Source organism: Salipiger sp., assembly GCF_048261495.1.
Taxonomy (GTDB): domain Bacteria; phylum Pseudomonadota; class Alphaproteobacteria; order Rhodobacterales; family Rhodobacteraceae; genus Salipiger.
On sequence record NZ_JBLXFX010000005.1, the window covers coordinates 35,022 to 52,840 of the forward strand.

Below are 17,819 nucleotides of genomic sequence, written 5' to 3' on the forward strand. Positions count from 1 at the left end.
GTGCGGGCCGCAGCGTCGGTCCGGGACCCGAGCGGGGCGGGTGACTAGCCCCGCACCACCCGGTTCACGTGCCCCATCTTGCGCCCTGCCTTGACCTCGGCCTTGCCGTAGAGGTGGAGGGCGGTGTCGGGTTCGGTGAGGAGGTCCGGAAGGCGGGAGAGGTCGTCTCCGATCAGGTTCTCCATCTGCACGTCGGCGTGGCGGGAGCCGTCGCCGAGGGGCCAGCCCGCAACCGCGCGGATGTGCTGTTCGAACTGGTCGATGGTGCAGCCGTTCTGCGTCCAGTGGCCGGAGTTGTGCACGCGGGGGGCGATCTCGTTCACCAGCAGGCCGTCGGGCGTGCAGAAGAGTTCGACGCCCATCACCCCGATGTAGTCGAGCGCGTTGAGGATGCGCCCGGCGAGGAGCACGGCGTCCTGGCGCTGTTTCGGCCCGAGGTTGGCGGGCACGGTGGTGGTGCGCAGGATGCCCTCGCGGTGGACGTTCTCGCCGGGGTCGTAGCACGACACCTCGCCGTTGGTGCCGCGGGCGGCGATGACCGAGATCTCGTGCGTGAAGTCGACGAAACCTTCGAGGATCGCCGGGGCGCCCTGCATGTCGGCCAGCGCGGCGGGGGCGTCCTCGGGGGTCATGATGCGGGCCTGGCCCTTGCCGTCATAGCCGAAGCGACGGGTCTTGAGGATCGCCGGGGCGCCGATGATCTTGAGCGCGCGGGTGAGGCTTTCGGCATCGGTGATGTCGGCGAAGGGCGCGGTGCTGAGGCCGAGATCGGTGAGGAAGGTCTTTTCGGTGAGCCGGTCCTGGCTGGTGCGCAGGGCCTCGCGGCCGGGACGGATCGGGCGCAGGTCCTGCAGCAGGTCGAGGGCCGAGGTCGGGATGTTCTCGAATTCGTAGGTGATGACGTCGACCGAGGCGGCGAAGGCGCGCAGGGCGGTTTCGTCCTCGTAGGAGGCGGTGGTCACGCGGTCGGCGACATGGCCCGCGGGCGGGTTGGCGCCGGGTTCGAAGATATGGCTGCGCAGGCCCAGACGGCTGGCCGCGACGGACAGCATGCGGCCGAGCTGGCCGCCTCCGAGGATGCCGATGACGGCGCCTTGGGGAAGTGGGTCGGTCATGGGAGCCTCCGGTTCGGACGATTTCGCGCCGTTTTCGGACGATTTGCCCGCCGCCGCAACACCCCATTTCGACGGGGGCCGGGGACTCAGTCGCGGGTCGGCTCTTCGGGGATGGAGGCGGAGAGCGCTGCGCGCCAGGCGTCGAGCCGGTCGGCGAGGGCCGTATCCTGAAGCGCGAGGATGGCGGCGGCCATCAGCCCGGCATTGGCCGCCCCTGCCCCGCCGATCGCCATGGTCCCGACGGGAAAGCCGCGCGGCATCTGCAGGATGGAATAGAGGCTGTCGACCCCGGAGAGCGCCCGGGTCTGGACCGGCACGCCGATCACCGGGATGCGGGTCTTGGACGCCATCATGCCCGGCAGGTGCGCGGCGCCGCCGGCCCCGGCGATGATGACCTGGAGACCGCGGCCCGCGGCCTCCTTGCCGTAGGACCAGAGCCGGTCCGGGGTGCGGTGGGCCGAGACGATGCGGACCTCGTAGGGGACGGACAGTTCGTCGAGCATCCGTGCCGCCTCTTCCATCGTGGGCCAGTCCGACTGGCTTCCCATGATGATGCCCACCTTTACCGTCTCTGCCACGTGCGTCCCCTTTGTCCGATGCCGAACGCGCATCATAGCCGGTCGCCATGCGGTGTCCATCCGGCCCGCGCGCCGGATGCCGCCCGCGCGGGCAGGCTGCGCGGAATCGGGCGAAAGGGCGCGGGACGCGCGGGGTCTGCGGATTTTTCCGCCCCTCCGCGCCGAGGTCGTGCAAGATCGGGCAGGATCGTGCGGGGGTAACGGAGGTTTGCCATGAAGGTCGGAATCGTCGGAGCGGGGATGGTCGGATCGGCGGCGGGCTACGCGCTTGCCCTGCGCGGCGGGGCGAGCGACATCGTGCTGGTGGACCGTGACGCGGCGCTGGCCCGCGCCCAGGCCGAGGACATCGCCCATGCCGTGCCCTTTGCCCACCCCTGCCAGGTGCGGGCGGGCGGCTACGATGCCCTGACGGGCGCGGCGGTGGTGATCCTGTCGGCGGGTGTGGCGCAGAAGCCGGGAGAAAGCCGGTTGAGCCTGCTGTCGCGCAACGCCGGGGTGTTCCGCGAGGTGATCGCCGGGGTGCTGGCCGCCGCGCCGGGCTGCATCCTGCTGATCGCCTCGAACCCGGTCGACATCATGACGGAGGTCGCGCTGCGCGCCTCCGGCCTGCCCCGGGCGCGGGTGATCGGGTCGGGCACGATCCTGGATACCGCGCGGTTCCGCAGCCTGCTGGGCGGGCATCTCGGCATCGCGCCGCAGTCGGTGCATGCCTACGTGCTGGGCGAGCACGGCGATTCAGAGGTGCTGGGGTGGTCTTCGGCGCGGGCGGGATCGGAGCCGGTGGCGCGCTTTGCAGTGCAGGTCGGCGCGGCGATCACTGCCGATGTGCGCGCCCGGATCGACGACGGGGTGCGGCGGGCCGCCTACCGGATCATCGAGGGCAAGGGCGCGACCTGGTACGGCATCGGCGCCGGACTGGCGCGCATCGTCCAGGCGATCCGCGACGATCAGCGCGCGGTTCTGTCGGTGTCGATGGTCACGCCGGAGGTCGGCGGCATTCCCGACGTGGCGCTGAGCCTGCCGCGGGTGATCGGCGCCGAGGGCGTCATCGCCACCCTGCAGCCGGAACTGGCGGAAGAGGAGGCCGAGGCGTTGCGCGCGTCGGCCCGGTTGCTGAAGGAAACCTCGGAGGGGCTGGACGGGTGACGCGGCGGGCGGGTCCGGCCGTCAGGCCGAGCGGGCGGTCCGTGCCCCGAGCGCCCCGTTGCGGATGTCGGCCAGCAGCGACAGACCCATGCCGAGGGCCAGCACCGTGCCCCCCGTCAGTGTCATCGCCTCGTTGCCGTGCAGCAGGCCCATGACCAGACCGGCCAGACCGAGCCCGAGCGTGGGCAGAATCACGTAGCCGGACGTGGCCGTCTTCGTCGCTGTTTTCGCGTAAACCATCTCATGTGCCTCCGGACGTTCTGTCCTGATGCGAGGATGCGCGGCAAATGTGCCCGGAATCGGGCCGAGTCGGGAATATTGCGAGGCGTCCCCCGCCCCGCCGCGTCGGCTCAGGCGATGATGTCCGGCGTCAGGCGATCCTCGATCAGGAAGATCTTGTCCTTGAGGAAGAGCTTCTTCTTTTTCAGGCGCTGCAGCGTCAGCTGATCCGCCGTGCCGCGGTCCTGCAGGGCCCGGATCGCCTCGTCCAGATCGCGGTGCTCGCGGCGGAAGACTTCGAGTTCCACGCGCAGGACCTCTTCGGTCTTCATGGAGATGTCTTGAGGCGCATTCATCCCGGCATTTCCCCTGGCTCGCAGGTCGGCAACATAGCGATTCGAAAGGCTTTGGCAAAGCCCTTGCGCAAAATCCGCAACGTTCCCATATTTCGGAGGCAGGGTTGCCGCTGACGGGACCCGCACCGGACGGTCGCTTTGCGCAAAGGACGTGTCGATGAGCAAATTGTCTCTGGGATCCTATCCCCACATGCTCGGCTTCGAGCAGCTGGAACGCCTGCTGGAACGCACGGCGAAATCCTCGGAAGGATACCCGCCCTTCAACATCGAACAGACCTCGGACTGTTCCTACCGCATCACGCTGGCGGTCGCGGGCTTTTCCGAGCGGGATCTTTCGATCACCGTCGAGGACCGCCAACTGGTGATCCGGGGACGGCAGGGCGAGGACGGCGAAACGCGCATCTTTCTGCACCGCGGCATCGCGTCGCGGCAATTTCAGCGGAGCTTTGTGCTGGCCGACGGCGTTGAGGTGGGTGAAGCCGTGATGGAAAACGGTCTGCTGCATGTGGATCTGACCCTGTCACGACCTGAAACCGTGGTTCAGACGATCCAGATCAGGAAAGGGTAAGGTCATGAATACGAGATATGATTTCAACGAAGCCGAAGATTCGCGCATCGTCTACGTGCGCCCCGTCGCGGCGGAGGATCTGCCCGAGGACGTGCAGGACCAGCTTGACGGGCTCGCGGTGATCTATGCCGTGCACCGCGCCGACGGCGAGCGGCTGGCGCTGGTGAAGGACCGCAAGCTGGCCTTTGCACTGGCCCGGCAGAACGACCTTGCGCCGGTGACGGTGCACTGACGCGCCGCCCGCGCCGGTTTTCGGCGCGGGACGGGCGGTCCGGGCGGACCGTGGCGGTTCTTTCCGGGAAATCTGCCGGGCGGGCGACGGAAATGCCGCGCCCGCGCGTGTGAAGGCACAGGATCACCTCGGGAAAGCCTGTCATGTCGGATCGCCGGAACCTGCGTTATTCCACGCTTCAGATCGCCCTGCATTGGGGCGTCTTCCTTCTGTTCATCTTCAACTACATCGTCTCGGACGGCATGGGCCGGGCCCTGCATCAGAAGTTCGACGGCACCGAGGTCGCGGGTGTCGTTCCGGCGGTGCATCCGCCGGTCGGCATCGCGATCCTGGTGCTCATGCTGATCCGCCTGCTGGTGCGCTGGCGGCAGGGTGCGCCGGAGGGTCCGGCCAGCGGCCACCCGCTGATGGACAGGGCCGCGCATTGGGCGCACCTCGGCCTCTACGCGCTGCTGCTGGCAATTCCGGTGACGGGCCTCGCCGCCTGGCAGTTCGGCATCTTCCTGTCGGGCGATCTGCATGGCCTGCTGGCCAATGTCGCCGTCGCGCTGGTGGCGCTTCATGCCGCCGCCGCGCTGTTCCACCAATACGTGCTCAAGGACAACCTGCTGGCCCGGATGAAGCCGGGCCGCTGACCGCCCGGCTCAGGGACGGGTGAAGACCACCACGTCCTGCCCCGTGGTTTCCGGCGGGCCGGAGCGTGACCAGGCCCCGAGCGCGAAGCGCGTGACCTCCAGCCCGGCGGCGGCGGCCTCCTGCTCCAGCCGGGAGAGGGCGTAGGCGGTGGCGCCGGGGACCACGGCGGGATCGTTGTGGAAGAAGCCCGGTTCGATCTCGTGCCGGAAGGTCAGGTTGCGCGCCCCGCCCCCGCCGATCCTGAGCAGATGCGCGGGCAGCCCCTCGGTGATGACGAACATGGTGGCGACCACGTGGCCGCCGGGACGCAGGATGCGGGCGAAGTCGCGCAGGTACTGCGCGAGGTCCGCCGGGAACATGTGGGTGAAGACCGAGAACAGGTAGACGAGGTCGGTCGATCCCGGCGCGCGGGGGATGCGATGATCCTGCATCGTCTCGGTCCCGCCGGGATTGTGCTGTTTGTCGGCCACGTCGAAATGCACGAAGGAGAACCGCGGATCGCGCGGGGTGATGTGGCCCTGCGCCCAGGCGATGCTGTCGGGCATGATGTCGATGCCGAGGTAGCTGCCCTCCGGCGGCAGGAGCGGGATGAGCGAGATCGCGTCCCGCCCGACGCCGCAGCCGATCTCGACGATGTGGCGCGCCTGTTCCAGCGCGCCGAAGCGGCGCAGTGTCACCATGTGCTTCTGCGAGACGGTGGTGAAATCCGGCAGGGTCCCGGTGCGCCAGGCGAGGCGGCGCGGAATGTCGAAACCCAGATGGTGAACGACCGGCCCCGAGGGTTCCTCGGGGCCGGTCGCTGGTTCGGGGTCGGAGGCTGCGGGCCCGGGCGACGGTGTCTTGCCGCCCGTCAGGAATTTCCCGAGATACCCGCGAAGCGTCATCCGGCGATGAGGCCCATGCTTTCGAGCTTCAGGATCACCTGATGCGCACAGTTGTCCACGTCGACATTCTCGGTCTCGACCGAGAGTTCCGGGTTGGCCGGGACGTCGTAGGGGTCGGAGATGCCGGTGAATTCCTTGATCTTGCCTTCGCGCGCCAGCTTGTAGAGGCCCTTGCGGTCACGGCGTTCGCATTCCTCGATCGAGGTCGCGACGTGCACCTCGATGAAGGCGCCGAACTGCTCGATGTCCTCGCGCACGGCGCGGCGGGTGGTCGCGTAGGGCGCGATGGGCGCGCAGATCGCGATGCCGCCGTTCTTGGTGATCTCGGACGCCACGTAGCCGATGCGGCGGATGTTGAGGTCGCGGTGCTCCTTGGAGAAGCCCAGCTCGGAGCTGAGGTTCTTGCGGACGATGTCGCCGTCGAGCAGCGTCACCGGACGGCCGCCCATTTCCATGAGCTTGGTCATCAGCGCGTTCGCGATGGTCGACTTGCCCGAACCGGAGAAGCCGGTGAAGAACACGGTGAAGCCCTGCTTGGAGCGCGGCGGCTTGGTCTTGCGCAGCTCGGTCACGACCTCGGGGAAGGAGAACCACTCGGGGATCTCGAGACCTTCCTGAAGGCGGCGGCGCAGTTCGGTGCCGGAGATGTTGAGGATCGTGACGTTGTCCTTGTCCTCGATCTCGTCATTCGGCTCGTACTGGGCGCGTTCCTGCACGTAGACCATGTGTTTGAAGTCGACCATCTTGATGCCCATTTCCTCTTCGTGCTCGCGGAAGAGGTCCTGTGCGTCGTAGGGGCCGTAGAAATCCACACCGGCGGAGTTCTTGCCGGGGCCCGCGTGGTCGCGGCCGACGATGAAGTGGGTCACGCCGTGGTTCTTGCGGATCAGGCCGTGCCAGACCGCTTCGCGCGGGCCGGCCATGCGCATGGCGAGCGGCAGCAGCGACATGGTGGTGGTGGAGGCCGGGTACTTGTCCAGAACCGCCTCGTAGCAGCGCACGCGGGTGAAGTGATCGACATCGCCCGGCTTGGTCATGCCGACGACCGGGTGGATCAGCAGGTTTGCTTCGGATTCGCGGGCGGCGCGGAAGGTCAGTTCCTGGTGCGCGCGGTGCAGCGGGTTGCGGGTCTGGAAGGCCACGACCTTGCGCCAGCCGAGCTTGCGGAAATAGGCGCGCAGTTCGTTGGGCGTGTCGCGACGGGCGCGGAAGTCGTAGTGCACGGGCTGCTGGATGCCGGTGACCGGACCGCCGAGATAGACGTTGCCCGCGGTGTTGTGCAGGTAGTTCACGGCCGGGTGCGCATCGTCATCGGCGCCGAAGACCTTCTCGGCCTCCTTCGCCTTGTTCGGCACCCATTTGTCGGTGACGGTCATGGTGGCGAGGATGACGCCTTCCTGGTCGCGCAGGGCGATGTCCTGGCCGATCTCGATGGTGTCGGCGAAGGCCTCTTTCACGTCGAGCGTGATGGGCATCGGCCAGAGCGAACCGTCCGCGAGGCGCATGTTGTCCACGACGCCGTTGTAATCCTCTTCCGACAGGAAGCCCTTGAGCGGGTTGAAGCCGCCGTTCATCAGGAGTTCCAGGTCGCAGATCTGGCGCGGGGTCAGATCGTGGGAGACGAGGTCGGCGGCCTCGACCTTAAGCTTCTGAGCGCTGTCGTAGGAAACGTAGAGCTCGGGGATCGGAGCGAGGTTGCTCGACATGGTCATGGACAAGTCTCTCGTAAGGTATGGCGTCAAAATACGCAGTTTCCGTCTGGGACGGGCTTTAGACCCGCTTTGCGTCAGGTTTCAACCCATTTGCACGGCTTTCGGGCACGAGATGCCGAAATGCTGCATTGCAGCATGGTCATGGCTTGCCCAGCGGCAAAGTTTCGCCGGTCGGCGGGCGCGGAGGCTTCGGCGGGCGCGGTCCGTGCCGGTCCGCGGCGACTCGGGCGGCGGGTGCGGGAATCGACGGCGGCCGCGCCGCGGCCCGACCGGACGGGGCGACGCAAAAGGGCCCGGTGACTGATCACCGGGCCCCTGCGATCCGTTTCTGCTGCCGGCGTCAGGCGCTGGCAGGCTCGTTGGCGGCCTCGGGGGCCGGTTCGGCGGCCGCGCCCTGTTCGGCCAGCCAGCGTTCGGCTTCGAGCGCGGCCATGCAGCCCATGCCCGCCGAGGTCACGGCCTGGCGGTACTTGTGGTCGGTCAGATCGCCCGCCGCGAAGACGCCGGGGATCGAGGTGGCGGTGCTGTCGGGCTGGGTGACGACATAGCCGCCCATGTGGGTTTCGAGCACGTCCTTGACCAGTTCGTTGGCGGGGGCGTGGCCGATGGCGACGAAGACGCCCTTGCACGGCACTTCGGTGATCGCGCCGGTCCTGACGTCCTTGACCTTCACGGCGGTGACGCCCCTCGGGCTGTCCTCGCCCACCACCTCTTCGAGGGAGTGGAACCACATCGGCACGATCTTGGGGTTCTTCATCAGCCGGTCCTGCAGGATCTTTTCCGCGCGGAGTTCGTCGCGGCGATGGATCAGCGTGACCTTGGAGGCGAAGTTGGTCAGGAACAGCGCCTCTTCCACGGCGGTGTTGCCGCCGCCGATCACGACGATTTCCTGGCCGCGGTAGAAGAAGCCGTCACAGGTGGCGCAGGCCGAGACGCCGAAGCCCTTGTAGGCCTCCTCGGACGGCAGGCCGAGCCATTTCGCCCGCGCGCCGGTGGCGAGGATCACCGCGTCGGCGGTGTAGGTCGTGCCGCTGTCGCCATGCGCCACGAAGGGCCGCACGTCGAGGTCGAGCCGCGAGATGATGTCGCCGATGATCTCGGTCCCCATGGCGCGGGCGTGGGCCTCCATCCGGACCATCAGGTCGGGGCCCTGCACCTCGGTATCGCCGGGCCAGTTCTCGACCTCGGTGGTGGTGGTGAGCTGGCCGCCGGGCTCCAGCCCCTGAACCAGGATCGGTTCCAGCATCGCGCGCGAGGCATAGACCCCCGCGGTATAGCCGGCCGGGCCGGAACCGATGATGAGAACCTTGGTGTGACGGGTATCGGACATTGAACAGCGCCTCGCAGAGTGGCATTCGGGGATTGCGATGCATATAACCATGCGAACCGATGCCGCCAACCCTGCCCGTCCGGGGGCAGGTGCGCGGCAGATGAGTTAATAATCTTTCACAATTGCGAAACATTATTGCTGGTTGTACTGGCAGTGGTATAACAATCGCGAAAACGACTGAGGGAATGTCATGCCCGGGAACCGGCTCGATCCGATCGACCGCAAGATTCTGTCCGAATTGCAGGCGGATGGCCGAATGACCAACGTCGAACTCGCGCGCCGGGTGGGCATCTCGGCCCCGCCCTGCCTGCGCCGGGTCCGCACGCTCGAGGAACAGGGCTTCATCCGGGGCTATCACGCCGATGTCGACCCGCGCGAACTGGGGTTCGAGGTGCAGGTCTTTGCCATGGTCGGGCTTCAGAGTCAGGCGGAGGTCGACCTGCGCGCCTTCGAGGAGCGTTGCCGCAACTGGCCGCTGGTCCGCGAATGCCACATGCTGAACGGCGAGGTGGATTTCATCCTGAAATGCGTGGCGCCCGATCTCTCGACCTTCCAGAGCTTCCTGACCGGCGATCTGCTGACCGCGCCCAACGTGGGTTCGGTCAAGACCTCGCTGGTGATCCGGGGCGCCAAGGACGAACCGGGCGTGCCCTTCGAGGTGCTGGAAGAGCGACTGAACCGGACTGCCTGAGGCGGATCAGCCGGCGTTCAGCGTATCGAGAACCTCGCGCGTGGTGCGGGTCATGGTGACATCGCCGAAATCCTGCACGCCGCCGATATTCGGGAACATCGACAGGAACATGCGCCGCAGCTCGGGGTCGGAGGCGGCGTTCAGCGCCTTGCCGGGATGGTAGGATTCCATCTCGATCCCGCCGATGTGGAGGGTGGCATGGTGTTGCAGCATCAGATGATAGAGCTGCACGGCGCCGCCGGGCGTCACGGTCACGATGCGGTCGCCGTCGGCGAAATCGGCGAGCGGGACCAGCAGCCGGTCCTGCCCGATCAGCGCCTTGAGACGCGGGCGGTGCAGCACCATGCGCGCCGCGGGTCCGGCCAGAAGATCGCTGGCGGGCTTGCCGGGGCCGAAGGCGTCGCAGGTCACGCGGGTCAGCTCGGCGATGGTGGTGTGATCGTCCAGCACGCCCGGCACGTAGGTGGTCGAGCCGATCCAGACCACGGGCTGCGCCCCGGCGAGGGTGCGCACGTAGTCGCCGGGCAGGAGATCCTCGATCGCGACGGGGCCGCGGACGGTGGGAATCAGCGTGCCGCGGGCAAAGGCGGTGCAGGCTTCCTCGAAGAGGGCGACGGCCGGGGCGATGTGCTGCGCGGTGGCGATCGTGAGATCCGGCAGCAGCGCGGCGGCCTCGTATTTGCGCATGAGAGAAGTTGCACGACGAGGCCGCCCGGCCCGGTGAGAAACGGGATCGCGAGAAACGATGCTCGAAACCGCCTTCCCTTCGGCCGGAAAGCTTTGACGGAGGCTGGACATGTGATCACCCCTTTCAGGTGTCACATCCGTGTTGGCCCCCACCAACAACGACAGAAGGACATTTGCGGTTCGTTCGTTGAACAGGATATGGCCGCATTGCGTCCGGTCTGTCAAAATCGGAACGGGATTGCCCGGCCCCCGCCGCGCAATCCCGTCATTTTCCGAAAATTGTCCGAAAATCGAAAACCAGGTTGCCACAATTCACCGGTGGTCCCGCGAATCGTGGCGGAACTGGTCAGGCCCGCTTGAGATCCGCGGCCGGGCCCTTGCGGCGGGCGATGGCGGCGGCGCGGCGGGCACCGCGTTCCCAGGGGAGTTCCACCCGGGCATCCTTGGCGGTTGCGATAACGGATTTGAGGAAACGGCTCTGTTTTTTCATGGGACTGCTCCTTGGTCTGCCTGCTCCGGCGGCGCGTGATGTCCGCTCTGATTGGTCCCAGTTTCCCGCCGAATTGCGGCGGGTTTTTGACCGGGGCGGGACAATTCGGGGAAACGGGCCGGTTTGTTTCCGGATTCGCCTCGCGTCGGCCGCGAGGCGGCAGGGGTCAGAGCCGGATGGCCGCGATGAGGCGGCCGTAGTCGGCCTCGCGCGCGTGGCAGGTGCGCCGGTAGGAGTAGAACCGGTCCGGATCGGAATAGGTGCAGTGCCGGGTCCATTCCGCTTCGATTCCCGCTTCGCGCAGGCGGTGGAGCCCGAAACCCGGCAGGTCGAAGTGCAGGCGGTCGCCCTCTCCCCCGGCAAAGAACCGGGCGTATTCGGGGTCTTCCCCGAGGAATGTCTCGAAGAATTCCGGGCCGACCTCGTAGGCGCGCTGGCTGATCGACGGGCCGATAACCGCGCGGATGTCGTCGCGCTCCGCGCCGAGGGCGAGCATGGCGTCGACCGTGGCTTCGAGAATGCCGTCGAGCGCACCGCGCCAGCCGGCATGGGCCGCGCCGATCACGCCGGCGGCGGCATCGGCAAAGAGCACGGGCTGGCAATCGGCGGTCAGGACGGACAGCGCGAGCCCCGGTTCGGCGGTGACGAGCGCATCGGCCTTCGGCCGCGCGCCGGTCAGCGCGTCGCTGCGCGTGACGGCGACGACATCGGCCGAATGCACCTGATGAACGCCGATCAGACGCTCGGGCGGTACGTCGAGCGCGCCGGACACCCGGGCGCGGTTGATGGCGACGATCTCGGTCTGGTCCGAGGAGCCGGGGCCGCAGTTCAGCCCGTGGAACACGCCGGAGGAGGCCCCCCCCCTGCGGGTGAAGAAGCCGTGGCGCAGCGGGGCAATCAGGTCGGAGGTGATGATTTCCAGCGTCATTCGATCAATCCGGGAGGCGGCGCGGCATGTTCGGGATACAGTCCGATCACTTTGAACAACGAACCCATTTCGTCGGGGTGCGTCAACCTGCGATGTGCGGCGACATGGCTGTCGAGCGCGGCTCCGCCAAGTCCCCGGGCAAGGCTTTGCGCGCGGGCGGTGATGCCGAGCCGTTCGAGGAAGACGCCCTGGGGCACCGGCCCGGACCGGGCACAGGGCGCGTCGCGGACCAGCGCCGCAAAGTCGACATGGGCGGTGAGGTCGGCATAGCCGGGACCGATCAGCGGGTCGGCCTTCTGGTGGGCGCGCAGGGCCTGGAAGGTATCCCCGAGGCTGCCCCAACTGCCATAGTCGACGATAAGCGCCGCGCCGCCGTGTTCGGCGATCCGGCGCCCGATGTCGGCGGTGATGGCCTGCGCGGCGGCGCAGGTTTCGACGAGGTCGCCGTCGGCGGTATCGGCCAGCCGGTGTTCGAGCGCGCCCTGCGCGGCGCGGTCGGTCAGCCCGAAGGCGAGCGCGCCGTCGGCAAGCCCCACCACCCGTTCGCGCCAGCCGTCGCCGTCGCGGATGAACTGGCGGATCGGCAGGGCGTCGAAGAATTCGTTGGCGATCAGGAACAGCGGCGCCTCGGGCAGGGTGTCGACCCCGTTGTGCCAGCGCGGCGCAAAGGTGCCGAGGCGGGATTCCTGTTCGGCACGCAGCACCGGAGAGGCTTCGACGAGGTGCAGCTCGACCGCGTCGATCAGCCCCGGCACGCCCCGCATCGCCCGCAGCGCATCGTCCATCAGGGTGCCGCGGCCGGGGCCCAGCTCGGCGAGCACGATGCGTTCGGGGGCGCCCTGGTCGAGCCAGCCTTGCGCCAGCGAGAGGCCCAGAAGCTCTCCGAACATCTGGGAGATCTCGGGGGCGGTGGTGAAATCCCCGGCCCGCCCGAAGGGGTCGCGGGTGGTGTAGTAGCCGTGCACCGGATGCAGCAGGCAGATCGCCATGTATTCGGCCAGCGTCATCGGGCCCTCGGCCGCGATCCGCGCGCGCAGGATGTCGTTCAGTGTCGTCATGCCGCCCTGCGCCGCGCCGTCAGGATCAGCGCGAGGCCGAGCAGGATCATCGGCAGGGACAGGATCTGCCCCATGGTCAGCCCGTAGCCGCCGACCTGCCAGGCCAGCCCCCACGGGTTGCCCGCGGTCACGAACTGCGCATCGGGCTGGCGGGCGAATTCCACCAGGAAGCGCGCCACGCCGTAGCCCGCGCCGAAGACGCCGCAGACCAGGCCCGGCAGGCGCGTCGCGCGCCGCACGAAGACCAGCCAGAGCAGGGCCAGCCCGAGGAGCAGCCCTTCGAGCGCCGCCTCGTAGAGTTGCGAGGGGTGGCGGGCACAGAGCTCTCCCACCGCCTGGCCGCAGCTCTGCGCCGCCTCGCCGGGAAAGATCACCGCCCAGGGCAGTTCCGAGGGTCGGCCCCAGAGCTCGGCATTGACGAAATTCGCCAACCGGCCGAGCAGCAGCCCCCAGGGGGTCGCCAGCGCCATCATGTCGGCGGTCGGCAGGATCGGCCGCCGGTGCAGCAGGCAGAAGCCGAGCGCCGCGAGGACGACGCCGATCATGCCGCCGTGGAACGACATGCCGCCCTGCCAGATCATCAGGATCTCGGCCGGGTGGGACAGGTAGTAGGCGGGCTGGTAGAACAGCACGTAGCCGAACCGCCCGCCGAGGATCACCCCGAGGATGACCCAGCTCAGCAGCTGTTCGACCTGCGCGGCGGTCATCGGCGGCGTGTCGTCGCGCCACAGCGCCGGGCGCCGCACCGCCGACACCGCGAGGCGCCATCCGATCAGGATCCCCGCGATATAGGCGAGGGCGTACCACCGCAGGGAAAACTCCATGCCGAGGAGCGAGACCGAGAAGATCTCGGGCGAAATCGGGGGAAAGGAAAGCACGGCGCGCATGGCGACTCTGTGCCCGCGGATTCGGGGGAGGTCAACCTTGTGACCGCGCGCCGATCGGCCCATATAACGGGGAGGTGACCAGAGGAGTCCGTCATGCAGACGCGCAACAAGGTGTTCGAGGATATTTCCCAGCTGATGACCAATGCCATGGGCGTCGCACAGGGGGCCAAGGACGAAGCGGAGACGGCCGTGAAGTCGATGATCGACCGTTGGCTGGCCGACCGCGATTTCGTCACGCGCGAGGAATTCGACGCGGTGCGGGCGATGGCGCAGAAGGCCCGCGAGGAGAACGAGGCGCTGAAGGCGCGGCTCGACGCGCTGGAGCAGAAGGGCGCGGAGTGATCCCCGCGCCCTCCGGCGCCCGGATCAGAGCATGAAATCGTCGGCGGTGAACATGACCCGTCCCGCCACGGTGATCTCGAAGTCGGTGGTGAAGTCGCCGTCGACATCCGCCTGGATGACCGTGTGGTCATCGACGAAGCCGTAGGTCAGCGCCCCGGGCGAGCCGTCGTAGGCGGTCGATCCGAGAAAGCGGAACCCCTGATCTCCGGTCATCAGCATGTCGGTGTCGATGCGTGACAGGTCGATCACGTCCTCGCCCTGGGTGAAGTCGGTGATCGTGTCGACGAGACCCGAGACGAAGGGGCTGTCCTGCGTGCCGAAGTAGACGAAGGCATCGTTGCCGGCGCCGCCGGTCAGGGTGTCGCCGCCGAGGTTGCCGTAGAGACGGTCGTCGCCGGCACCGCCGGAGATCATGTCATCCCCCATGAGGCCGAAGAGGCGGTCGTCGCCGCTGCCGCCGCTGAGGCTGTCCATGCCGTCGGTGCCGCGCAGCCCGTCGTCTCCGGTGCCGCCGGTCACGGTGTCGCCCATGTCACCGACATTGCGCAGCGTGTCGTCGAGCTCCGCCCCCGACAGTGCGAACGTGGTGCCGGCGACGCCGAGGATGCCGTCGCCGAGCCCGCGGTTGGCGGTGTTGTCGGTCACGGTCACGTCGATCAGCGTGGTCATGCCGCCGTTGCTGAAGACACCGCCGCCGCCCTGCTCCGACATCGCGGTGCCGTTGGCGAGGTTGCCGAGGATGGCGGCGCCGCTGACGACCATCGTGCCGGTCGCCGAATTCCACAGCGCGCCGCCTTCGGCCGTCGCGGTGTTGCCCGTGAAGGAGCCGCCGTCGATGTCGGTGGCCGCGCCCCCGGTGACGTGGATCGCCCCGCCGTTGCCCGGTGCCGGGCCCGCGAAGTTGTCCGAGAAGTCGGAACCGGAGACCAGCAGGTTGCCCTCGACGATCTCGATCCCGCCCCCGGCGCGGCGGGCGGTGTTGCCGTCGAAGTCCGTGTCCGTGACGGTGACGGTGCCGGCGGTGCTGAACAGGCCGCCGCCGGAGCCGGCCGTGCCGGTCGCGCGGTTGCCCTCGACCGTGCTCGACGAGATGGCAAAGGTGCCGCCGTTGTTGAACAGCCCGCCGCCGCCGTTGTCGGCCGCGGCCCCGGCCGCGACGTTGCCCGACACCGTCGAGCCGGTGACCGTGATGACCGAGCCGGCATTGTTCCAGAGGCCGCCGCCTTCGGAGGAGGCGAAGTTGCGCAGGATCATCGAGTCGCTGACCGAAACCATGGTGCCGTTGGTGCCGGTCACGTGCAGCGCGCCGCCGTTGCCGGGCGCGTCGCCGGTGCGGTTGTTGACCAGGGTCGCGCCGCTGATGGTCATGGTGCCGTCGATCACCTCGATCCCGCCGCCCGCGCGGTTGGCGGTGCCGCCGGAAATCGCGGTGCCCGAGATGTCGACCATGCCGCCGGTCGAAAACACGTTGCCGCCCGAGCCGGAAACGCCGCTGGCCGCGTTGCGGTTGATCGAGCCGCCTTCGATGACCAGGTCGCCGCCGTTGTTGAACACGCCGCCACCGCCGTTGTCGGCCGCGTCGCCGAGGGCTTCGTTCATGCTGACGACCGTGTTGCGGATCGTCATGGTCGAGCCGGCGTTGTTCCAGAGGCCGCCCCCTTCGGACCCGGCGCTGTTGCCGCGCACGAGGCTGTTCTCGATGGTGACGTCGGAGGTGCCGGTGACATGCAGGGCGCCGCCGTTGCCGGGGCTGTTGCCGGTGCTGTTGCCTTCGAGACGGCTGTTCTCGATCATCACGGTGCCGGTGGTGACCTCGATGCCGCCGCCCGCGCGGGCGGCGCTGCCTTCGGAGATCGTGGACCAGCCCAGATAGGCGTCGCCCGAGGACACCAGCAGGTTGCCGCCGGAACCGGAGGTGCCGCTGGCCGTGTTGCCCGAGATTGTGGCGTTGACCAACGCCACCTCGCCCATGGAGAAGATGCCGCCGCCGCCCATGCCCGCGTCGTTGCCGGTCGCCTCGTTGCCGGTGACGGTGCTGCGCAGGAGCCGGACGAACGCGTCCTCGCCGATCCAGAGGCCGCCGCCGTTTTCGGCCATGCCGCCGGTGATGGTCAGATCCTGCAGCGTGTAGCGCCCCATGGTGGCGACGAAGACACCGGACATGCCGCCGGCCGAAATGGAAATGTCGGACAGGCCGTCATTGTCCACGTCGCCGTCGATGATGTTGTAGCCCGAGGCCATGAGTTCGAGCGCGCCGCCGTCGAGCATGATCGTGCCCGACAGACCGTCCGCGAATTCGATGCGATCGCCCTCCGGCGTGGTCGCCATCATCTCGATGGCTTCGCGAAGGGTCAGGTCGGACGCATCCGCGCCGGTGTCGTCCAATGTGGTAACAGTGAATGTGGCCATGTCGCTCTCCTGTCGACTCCCTGTTGAAGGACAACGCGGGACGACGGGCCTGATACGGGCAATCACATGAAAAATGATCGGCCGCAGGGCAATGCTGCCTGCGCTGTACTATGCCGATCCACGCATGAGGGCGGGTCATGGTTTCGCCCCGGAATTAATTTTTTCAGATAAGGAAATCGGATTCGGTCAGGATCATCTCTCCGGAGAGCTCGATTTCGAAATCCGCCATGCCGTCGCCGTCCAGATCCGCCTGAACGATGGTGGCGCCCGAACCCCGGACAAATGCCAGTTCGCCCGCCGTCCCGCCGAGGCCCGCCTCGCCGACGAAGGTGAAGGCCTGCTTGTTGCCCTGCGTGATATCGGCATCGAAGCGCGAGAGTTCGATCCGGTCCTCGCCGCTGACGAAATCGGTGATGATGTCGCGATTGCCCGCGCCGACCCCGGATTCCGCCGGGCTGAAGTAGATGAAGCGGTCGGCCCGCCCGGCATCGCCGCCGCCGGTCATCACGTCCACCCCGAGGTTGCCGTAGATCGCATCGGCGCCGGTGCCGCCGAGGATCGTGTCGTTGCCCGCCCGGCCGTAGAGCCTGTCCGACACCCCGCCGCCGAGCAGCAGGTTGTCGCCCGCATCGCCGCGCAGGTTGTCGGCGCCGCTGCCGCCGATCACGCCCTCGATGCCGTCGTAGACATCGCCTTCGACCGCGCCGCCGGTGAAGAACCGCGCGAAGGGATCGGCGCTGACGTCGCGCTGAAGGTCGGCCAGAACCCGTTCCGTGCGCTCGGAATAATCGGCAAGGTCGAGCCCGCCGCCGCCTTCGTGCCGGTCCGCCCCGGCGCCGCCCCGCAGGCTGTCGTCACCCTCGGCGCCGCGCAGCGTGTCGTCGCCCGCCCCGCCGTCGAGCAGGTCTCCGCCGTCGCCGCCGGTGACCACGTCGTTGCCGCCGGTCGCGGTCAGTCCCCAGCCGAACCGCAGCTCCAGCGTATCGCCCGCGACGAAGCGCAGCCCGTCCATGTTCACGTAGAGCGAATCCTCGTCGACGTAGCTCATCCGGTCCTCGAAGGCGAGGGTCGTGCCCTCGTCCACGATTTCGACGCTGACAAGCCGCGCGGAGGCGAGCGCGGCGAGCGCGTCGAAGGTCAGCACGTAGCCGTTGAACCCTGTCAGATCGCTGACATCGTCAAACCGGGAATAGCGTGTTTCGATGATGGTGTAATGCAGCGTCTGCCCGATGAAATCGAATTGGGCGGCGACGACTTCGAACGGATCGCCGGAAATGTCGTAGAAATTGATATCGTCGAATTCGATCTCGGTGACGGAAAGAGTCGCGGTCGCGGGCTCGGTGATCGGCGCGTCGAGATTCGGTGAAAAGGTCTCGATCCGCACATCGGTGCCGGTCAGGGTCGGAATGGAAATCTGGGCCATGGCTTTCTGTCCTCGATGATATGCGGTGAATGCTCCGAAGGAAAACAGGCTCGGCGGGACATTCAATCCGGAATGCGTGCGCCTGCGCGGGCGGCCGCCGCCCCTGCCCGATAGCCGGCAAGGGCGGC

At 67.9% G+C, this 17,819-nt stretch carries 20 protein-coding genes; 6 read left to right on the forward strand and 14 right to left on the reverse strand.

All coding sequences use genetic code 11. From position 1 onward, the window contains the following. Positions 1–44 precede the first annotated feature (44 nt). Together ACN0RJ_RS11550 and purE are read right to left on the reverse strand one after the other, a co-directional pair. The gene (locus tag ACN0RJ_RS11550) at positions 45–1,115 is read right to left on the reverse strand and encodes a 5-(carboxyamino)imidazole ribonucleotide synthase (RefSeq protein WP_417722812.1); all 1,071 of its coding nucleotides are present in this window, start codon (positions 1,113–1,115) and stop codon (positions 45–47) included. 86 nt (positions 1,116–1,201) lie between these two features. After that, on the reverse strand, positions 1,202–1,726 hold the full coding sequence (gene purE / locus ACN0RJ_RS11555) for a 5-(carboxyamino)imidazole ribonucleotide mutase (RefSeq protein WP_417722813.1): 525 nt from the start codon (positions 1,724–1,726) through the stop codon (positions 1,202–1,204). A 180-nt stretch (positions 1,727–1,906) separates the two neighbouring features. Between purE and ACN0RJ_RS11560 the strand changes: the two genes are divergently transcribed. Then, positions 1,907–2,839 carry an L-lactate dehydrogenase gene (locus ACN0RJ_RS11560; RefSeq protein WP_417722814.1) on the forward strand — a complete coding sequence of 311 codons (933 nt, stop codon included), beginning with the start codon at positions 1,907–1,909 and terminating at the stop codon, positions 2,837–2,839. Between the two features lie 21 nt (positions 2,840–2,860). Here the strand turns inward: ACN0RJ_RS11560 and ACN0RJ_RS11565 are convergent, their stop codons facing one another. Both ACN0RJ_RS11565 and ACN0RJ_RS11570 read right to left on the reverse strand, forming a co-directional pair. Further along, positions 2,861–3,079 (reverse strand): hypothetical protein, encoded by a 219-nt coding sequence (locus tag ACN0RJ_RS11565; protein WP_417724354.1) that lies wholly within the window; start codon positions 3,077–3,079, stop codon positions 2,861–2,863. A gap of 110 nt (positions 3,080–3,189) precedes the next feature. Next, positions 3,190–3,414, reverse strand: a complete 225-nt coding sequence (locus ACN0RJ_RS11570) for a YdcH family protein (protein WP_417722816.1) — start codon at positions 3,412–3,414, stop codon at positions 3,190–3,192. Between the two features lie 157 nt (positions 3,415–3,571). On the opposite strand from ACN0RJ_RS11570, the gene ACN0RJ_RS11575 reads away from it, so the two are divergent. The 3 genes from ACN0RJ_RS11575 (at position 3,572) to ACN0RJ_RS11585 (ending at position 4,849) form a co-directional block, all read left to right on the forward strand. Continuing rightward, a complete protein-coding gene (locus tag ACN0RJ_RS11575; RefSeq protein WP_417722817.1) occupies positions 3,572–3,982 on the forward strand; it encodes an Hsp20 family protein in 411 nt (136 codons plus the stop codon). Between the two features lie 4 nt (positions 3,983–3,986). Then, positions 3,987–4,214 carry a DUF1150 family protein gene (locus ACN0RJ_RS11580; RefSeq protein WP_417722818.1) on the forward strand — a complete coding sequence of 76 codons (228 nt, stop codon included), beginning with the start codon at positions 3,987–3,989 and terminating at the stop codon, positions 4,212–4,214. Positions 4,215–4,357: 143 nt separating this feature from the next. Continuing rightward, positions 4,358–4,849 carry a cytochrome b gene (locus tag ACN0RJ_RS11585; protein WP_417724355.1) on the forward strand — a complete coding sequence of 164 codons (492 nt, stop codon included), beginning with the start codon at positions 4,358–4,360 and terminating at the stop codon, positions 4,847–4,849. 9 nt (positions 4,850–4,858) lie between these two features. Here ACN0RJ_RS11585 and ACN0RJ_RS11590 read toward each other — a convergent pair whose 3' ends face one another. The 3 genes from ACN0RJ_RS11590 to trxB all read right to left on the reverse strand — a co-directional run bounded on the left by ACN0RJ_RS11590 (position 4,859) and on the right by trxB (position 8,776). Beyond that, positions 4,859–5,734, reverse strand: a complete 876-nt coding sequence (locus ACN0RJ_RS11590) for a class I SAM-dependent methyltransferase (protein WP_417722820.1) — start codon at positions 5,732–5,734, stop codon at positions 4,859–4,861. After that, positions 5,731–7,446: a bifunctional sulfate adenylyltransferase/adenylylsulfate kinase gene (locus ACN0RJ_RS11595; RefSeq protein WP_417722821.1), complete on the reverse strand. Its 1,716-nt coding sequence runs from the start codon at positions 7,444–7,446 to the stop codon at positions 5,731–5,733. The genes ACN0RJ_RS11590 and ACN0RJ_RS11595 overlap by 4 nt, the downstream gene beginning before the upstream one ends. 340 nt (positions 7,447–7,786) lie before the next feature. Beyond that, complete coding sequence (gene trxB, locus ACN0RJ_RS11600; protein WP_417722822.1) at positions 7,787–8,776, reverse strand: thioredoxin-disulfide reductase; 990 nt, start codon at positions 8,774–8,776, stop codon at positions 7,787–7,789. A gap of 190 nt (positions 8,777–8,966) precedes the next feature. Between trxB and ACN0RJ_RS11605 the strand changes: the two genes are divergently transcribed. After that, on the forward strand, positions 8,967–9,467 hold the full coding sequence (locus ACN0RJ_RS11605; protein ID WP_417722823.1) for an Lrp/AsnC family transcriptional regulator: 501 nt from the start codon (positions 8,967–8,969) through the stop codon (positions 9,465–9,467). Between the two features lie 6 nt (positions 9,468–9,473). Here the strand turns inward: ACN0RJ_RS11605 and ACN0RJ_RS11610 are convergent, their stop codons facing one another. From ACN0RJ_RS11610 to lgt, 5 genes are all read right to left on the reverse strand, one after another. Continuing rightward, the gene (locus ACN0RJ_RS11610) at positions 9,474–10,154 is read right to left on the reverse strand and encodes a Hint domain-containing protein (protein ID WP_417722824.1); all 681 of its coding nucleotides are present in this window, start codon (positions 10,152–10,154) and stop codon (positions 9,474–9,476) included. A 346-nt stretch (positions 10,155–10,500) separates the two neighbouring features. Then, positions 10,501–10,644, reverse strand: a complete 144-nt coding sequence (locus ACN0RJ_RS11615; protein WP_417724356.1) for a hypothetical protein — start codon at positions 10,642–10,644, stop codon at positions 10,501–10,503. A gap of 166 nt (positions 10,645–10,810) precedes the next feature. Then, a complete protein-coding gene (pgeF, locus tag ACN0RJ_RS11620; RefSeq protein WP_417724357.1) occupies positions 10,811–11,572 on the reverse strand; it encodes a peptidoglycan editing factor PgeF in 762 nt (253 codons plus the stop codon). Further along, positions 11,569–12,630, reverse strand: a complete 1,062-nt coding sequence (locus ACN0RJ_RS11625; protein WP_417722827.1) for a class I SAM-dependent methyltransferase — start codon at positions 12,628–12,630, stop codon at positions 11,569–11,571. The genes pgeF and ACN0RJ_RS11625 overlap by 4 nt, the downstream gene beginning before the upstream one ends. Beyond that, entirely contained in the window at positions 12,627–13,517 is an 891-nt protein-coding gene (lgt, locus tag ACN0RJ_RS11630; protein ID WP_417724358.1) for a prolipoprotein diacylglyceryl transferase, read from the reverse strand. The genes ACN0RJ_RS11625 and lgt overlap by 4 nt, the downstream gene beginning before the upstream one ends. Before the next feature lie 93 nt (positions 13,518–13,610). Here lgt and ACN0RJ_RS11635 point away from each other — a divergent pair, with 93 nt between their 5' ends. Further along, positions 13,611–13,859, forward strand: coding sequence for an accessory factor UbiK family protein (locus ACN0RJ_RS11635; RefSeq protein ID WP_417722829.1), 249 nt, complete (start codon positions 13,611–13,613; stop codon positions 13,857–13,859). Positions 13,860–13,883: 24 nt separating this feature from the next. On the opposite strand, the gene ACN0RJ_RS11640 is transcribed toward ACN0RJ_RS11635, so the two are convergent. Next, on the reverse strand, positions 13,884–16,268 hold the full coding sequence (locus ACN0RJ_RS11640; protein ID WP_417724359.1) for a M10 family metallopeptidase C-terminal domain-containing protein: 2,385 nt from the start codon (positions 16,266–16,268) through the stop codon (positions 13,884–13,886). A gap of 163 nt (positions 16,269–16,431) precedes the next feature. Continuing rightward, entirely contained in the window at positions 16,432–17,691 is a 1,260-nt protein-coding gene (locus ACN0RJ_RS11645) for a calcium-binding protein (RefSeq protein WP_417724360.1), read from the reverse strand. Positions 17,692–17,819: the final 128 nt, after the last annotated feature.

Bases quoted from the DNA above. Each gene is read 5' to 3' on its own strand.
- ACN0RJ_RS11550 (WP_417722812.1), bottom strand. From the start codon at position 1,115: ATGACCGACCCACTTCCCCAAGGCGCCGTCATCGGCATCCTCGGAGGC.
- purE (WP_417722813.1), bottom strand. From the start codon at position 1,726: ATGCGCGTTCGGCATCGGACAAAGGGGACGCACGTGGCAGAGACGGTA.
- ACN0RJ_RS11560 (WP_417722814.1), top strand. From the start codon at position 1,907: ATGAAGGTCGGAATCGTCGGAGCGGGGATGGTCGGATCGGCGGCGGGC.
- ACN0RJ_RS11565 (WP_417724354.1), bottom strand. From the start codon at position 3,079: ATGGTTTACGCGAAAACAGCGACGAAGACGGCCACGTCCGGCTACGTG.
- ACN0RJ_RS11570 (WP_417722816.1), bottom strand. From the start codon at position 3,414: ATGAATGCGCCTCAAGACATCTCCATGAAGACCGAAGAGGTCCTGCGC.
- ACN0RJ_RS11575 (WP_417722817.1), top strand. From the start codon at position 3,572: ATGAGCAAATTGTCTCTGGGATCCTATCCCCACATGCTCGGCTTCGAG.
- ACN0RJ_RS11580 (WP_417722818.1), top strand. From the start codon at position 3,987: ATGAATACGAGATATGATTTCAACGAAGCCGAAGATTCGCGCATCGTC.
- ACN0RJ_RS11585 (WP_417724355.1), top strand. From the start codon at position 4,358: ATGTCGGATCGCCGGAACCTGCGTTATTCCACGCTTCAGATCGCCCTG.
- ACN0RJ_RS11590 (WP_417722820.1), bottom strand. From the start codon at position 5,734: ATGACGCTTCGCGGGTATCTCGGGAAATTCCTGACGGGCGGCAAGACA.
- ACN0RJ_RS11595 (WP_417722821.1), bottom strand. From the start codon at position 7,446: ATGACCATGTCGAGCAACCTCGCTCCGATCCCCGAGCTCTACGTTTCC.
- trxB (WP_417722822.1), bottom strand. From the start codon at position 8,776: ATGTCCGATACCCGTCACACCAAGGTTCTCATCATCGGTTCCGGCCCG.
- ACN0RJ_RS11605 (WP_417722823.1), top strand. From the start codon at position 8,967: ATGCCCGGGAACCGGCTCGATCCGATCGACCGCAAGATTCTGTCCGAA.
- ACN0RJ_RS11610 (WP_417722824.1), bottom strand. From the start codon at position 10,154: ATGCGCAAATACGAGGCCGCCGCGCTGCTGCCGGATCTCACGATCGCC.
- ACN0RJ_RS11615 (WP_417724356.1), bottom strand. From the start codon at position 10,644: ATGAAAAAACAGAGCCGTTTCCTCAAATCCGTTATCGCAACCGCCAAG.
- pgeF (WP_417724357.1), bottom strand. From the start codon at position 11,572: ATGACGCTGGAAATCATCACCTCCGACCTGATTGCCCCGCTGCGCCAC.
- ACN0RJ_RS11625 (WP_417722827.1), bottom strand. From the start codon at position 12,630: ATGACGACACTGAACGACATCCTGCGCGCGCGGATCGCGGCCGAGGGC.
- lgt (WP_417724358.1), bottom strand. From the start codon at position 13,517: ATGCGCGCCGTGCTTTCCTTTCCCCCGATTTCGCCCGAGATCTTCTCG.
- ACN0RJ_RS11635 (WP_417722829.1), top strand. From the start codon at position 13,611: ATGCAGACGCGCAACAAGGTGTTCGAGGATATTTCCCAGCTGATGACC.
- ACN0RJ_RS11640 (WP_417724359.1), bottom strand. From the start codon at position 16,268: ATGGCCACATTCACTGTTACCACATTGGACGACACCGGCGCGGATGCG.
- ACN0RJ_RS11645 (WP_417724360.1), bottom strand. From the start codon at position 17,691: ATGGCCCAGATTTCCATTCCGACCCTGACCGGCACCGATGTGCGGATC.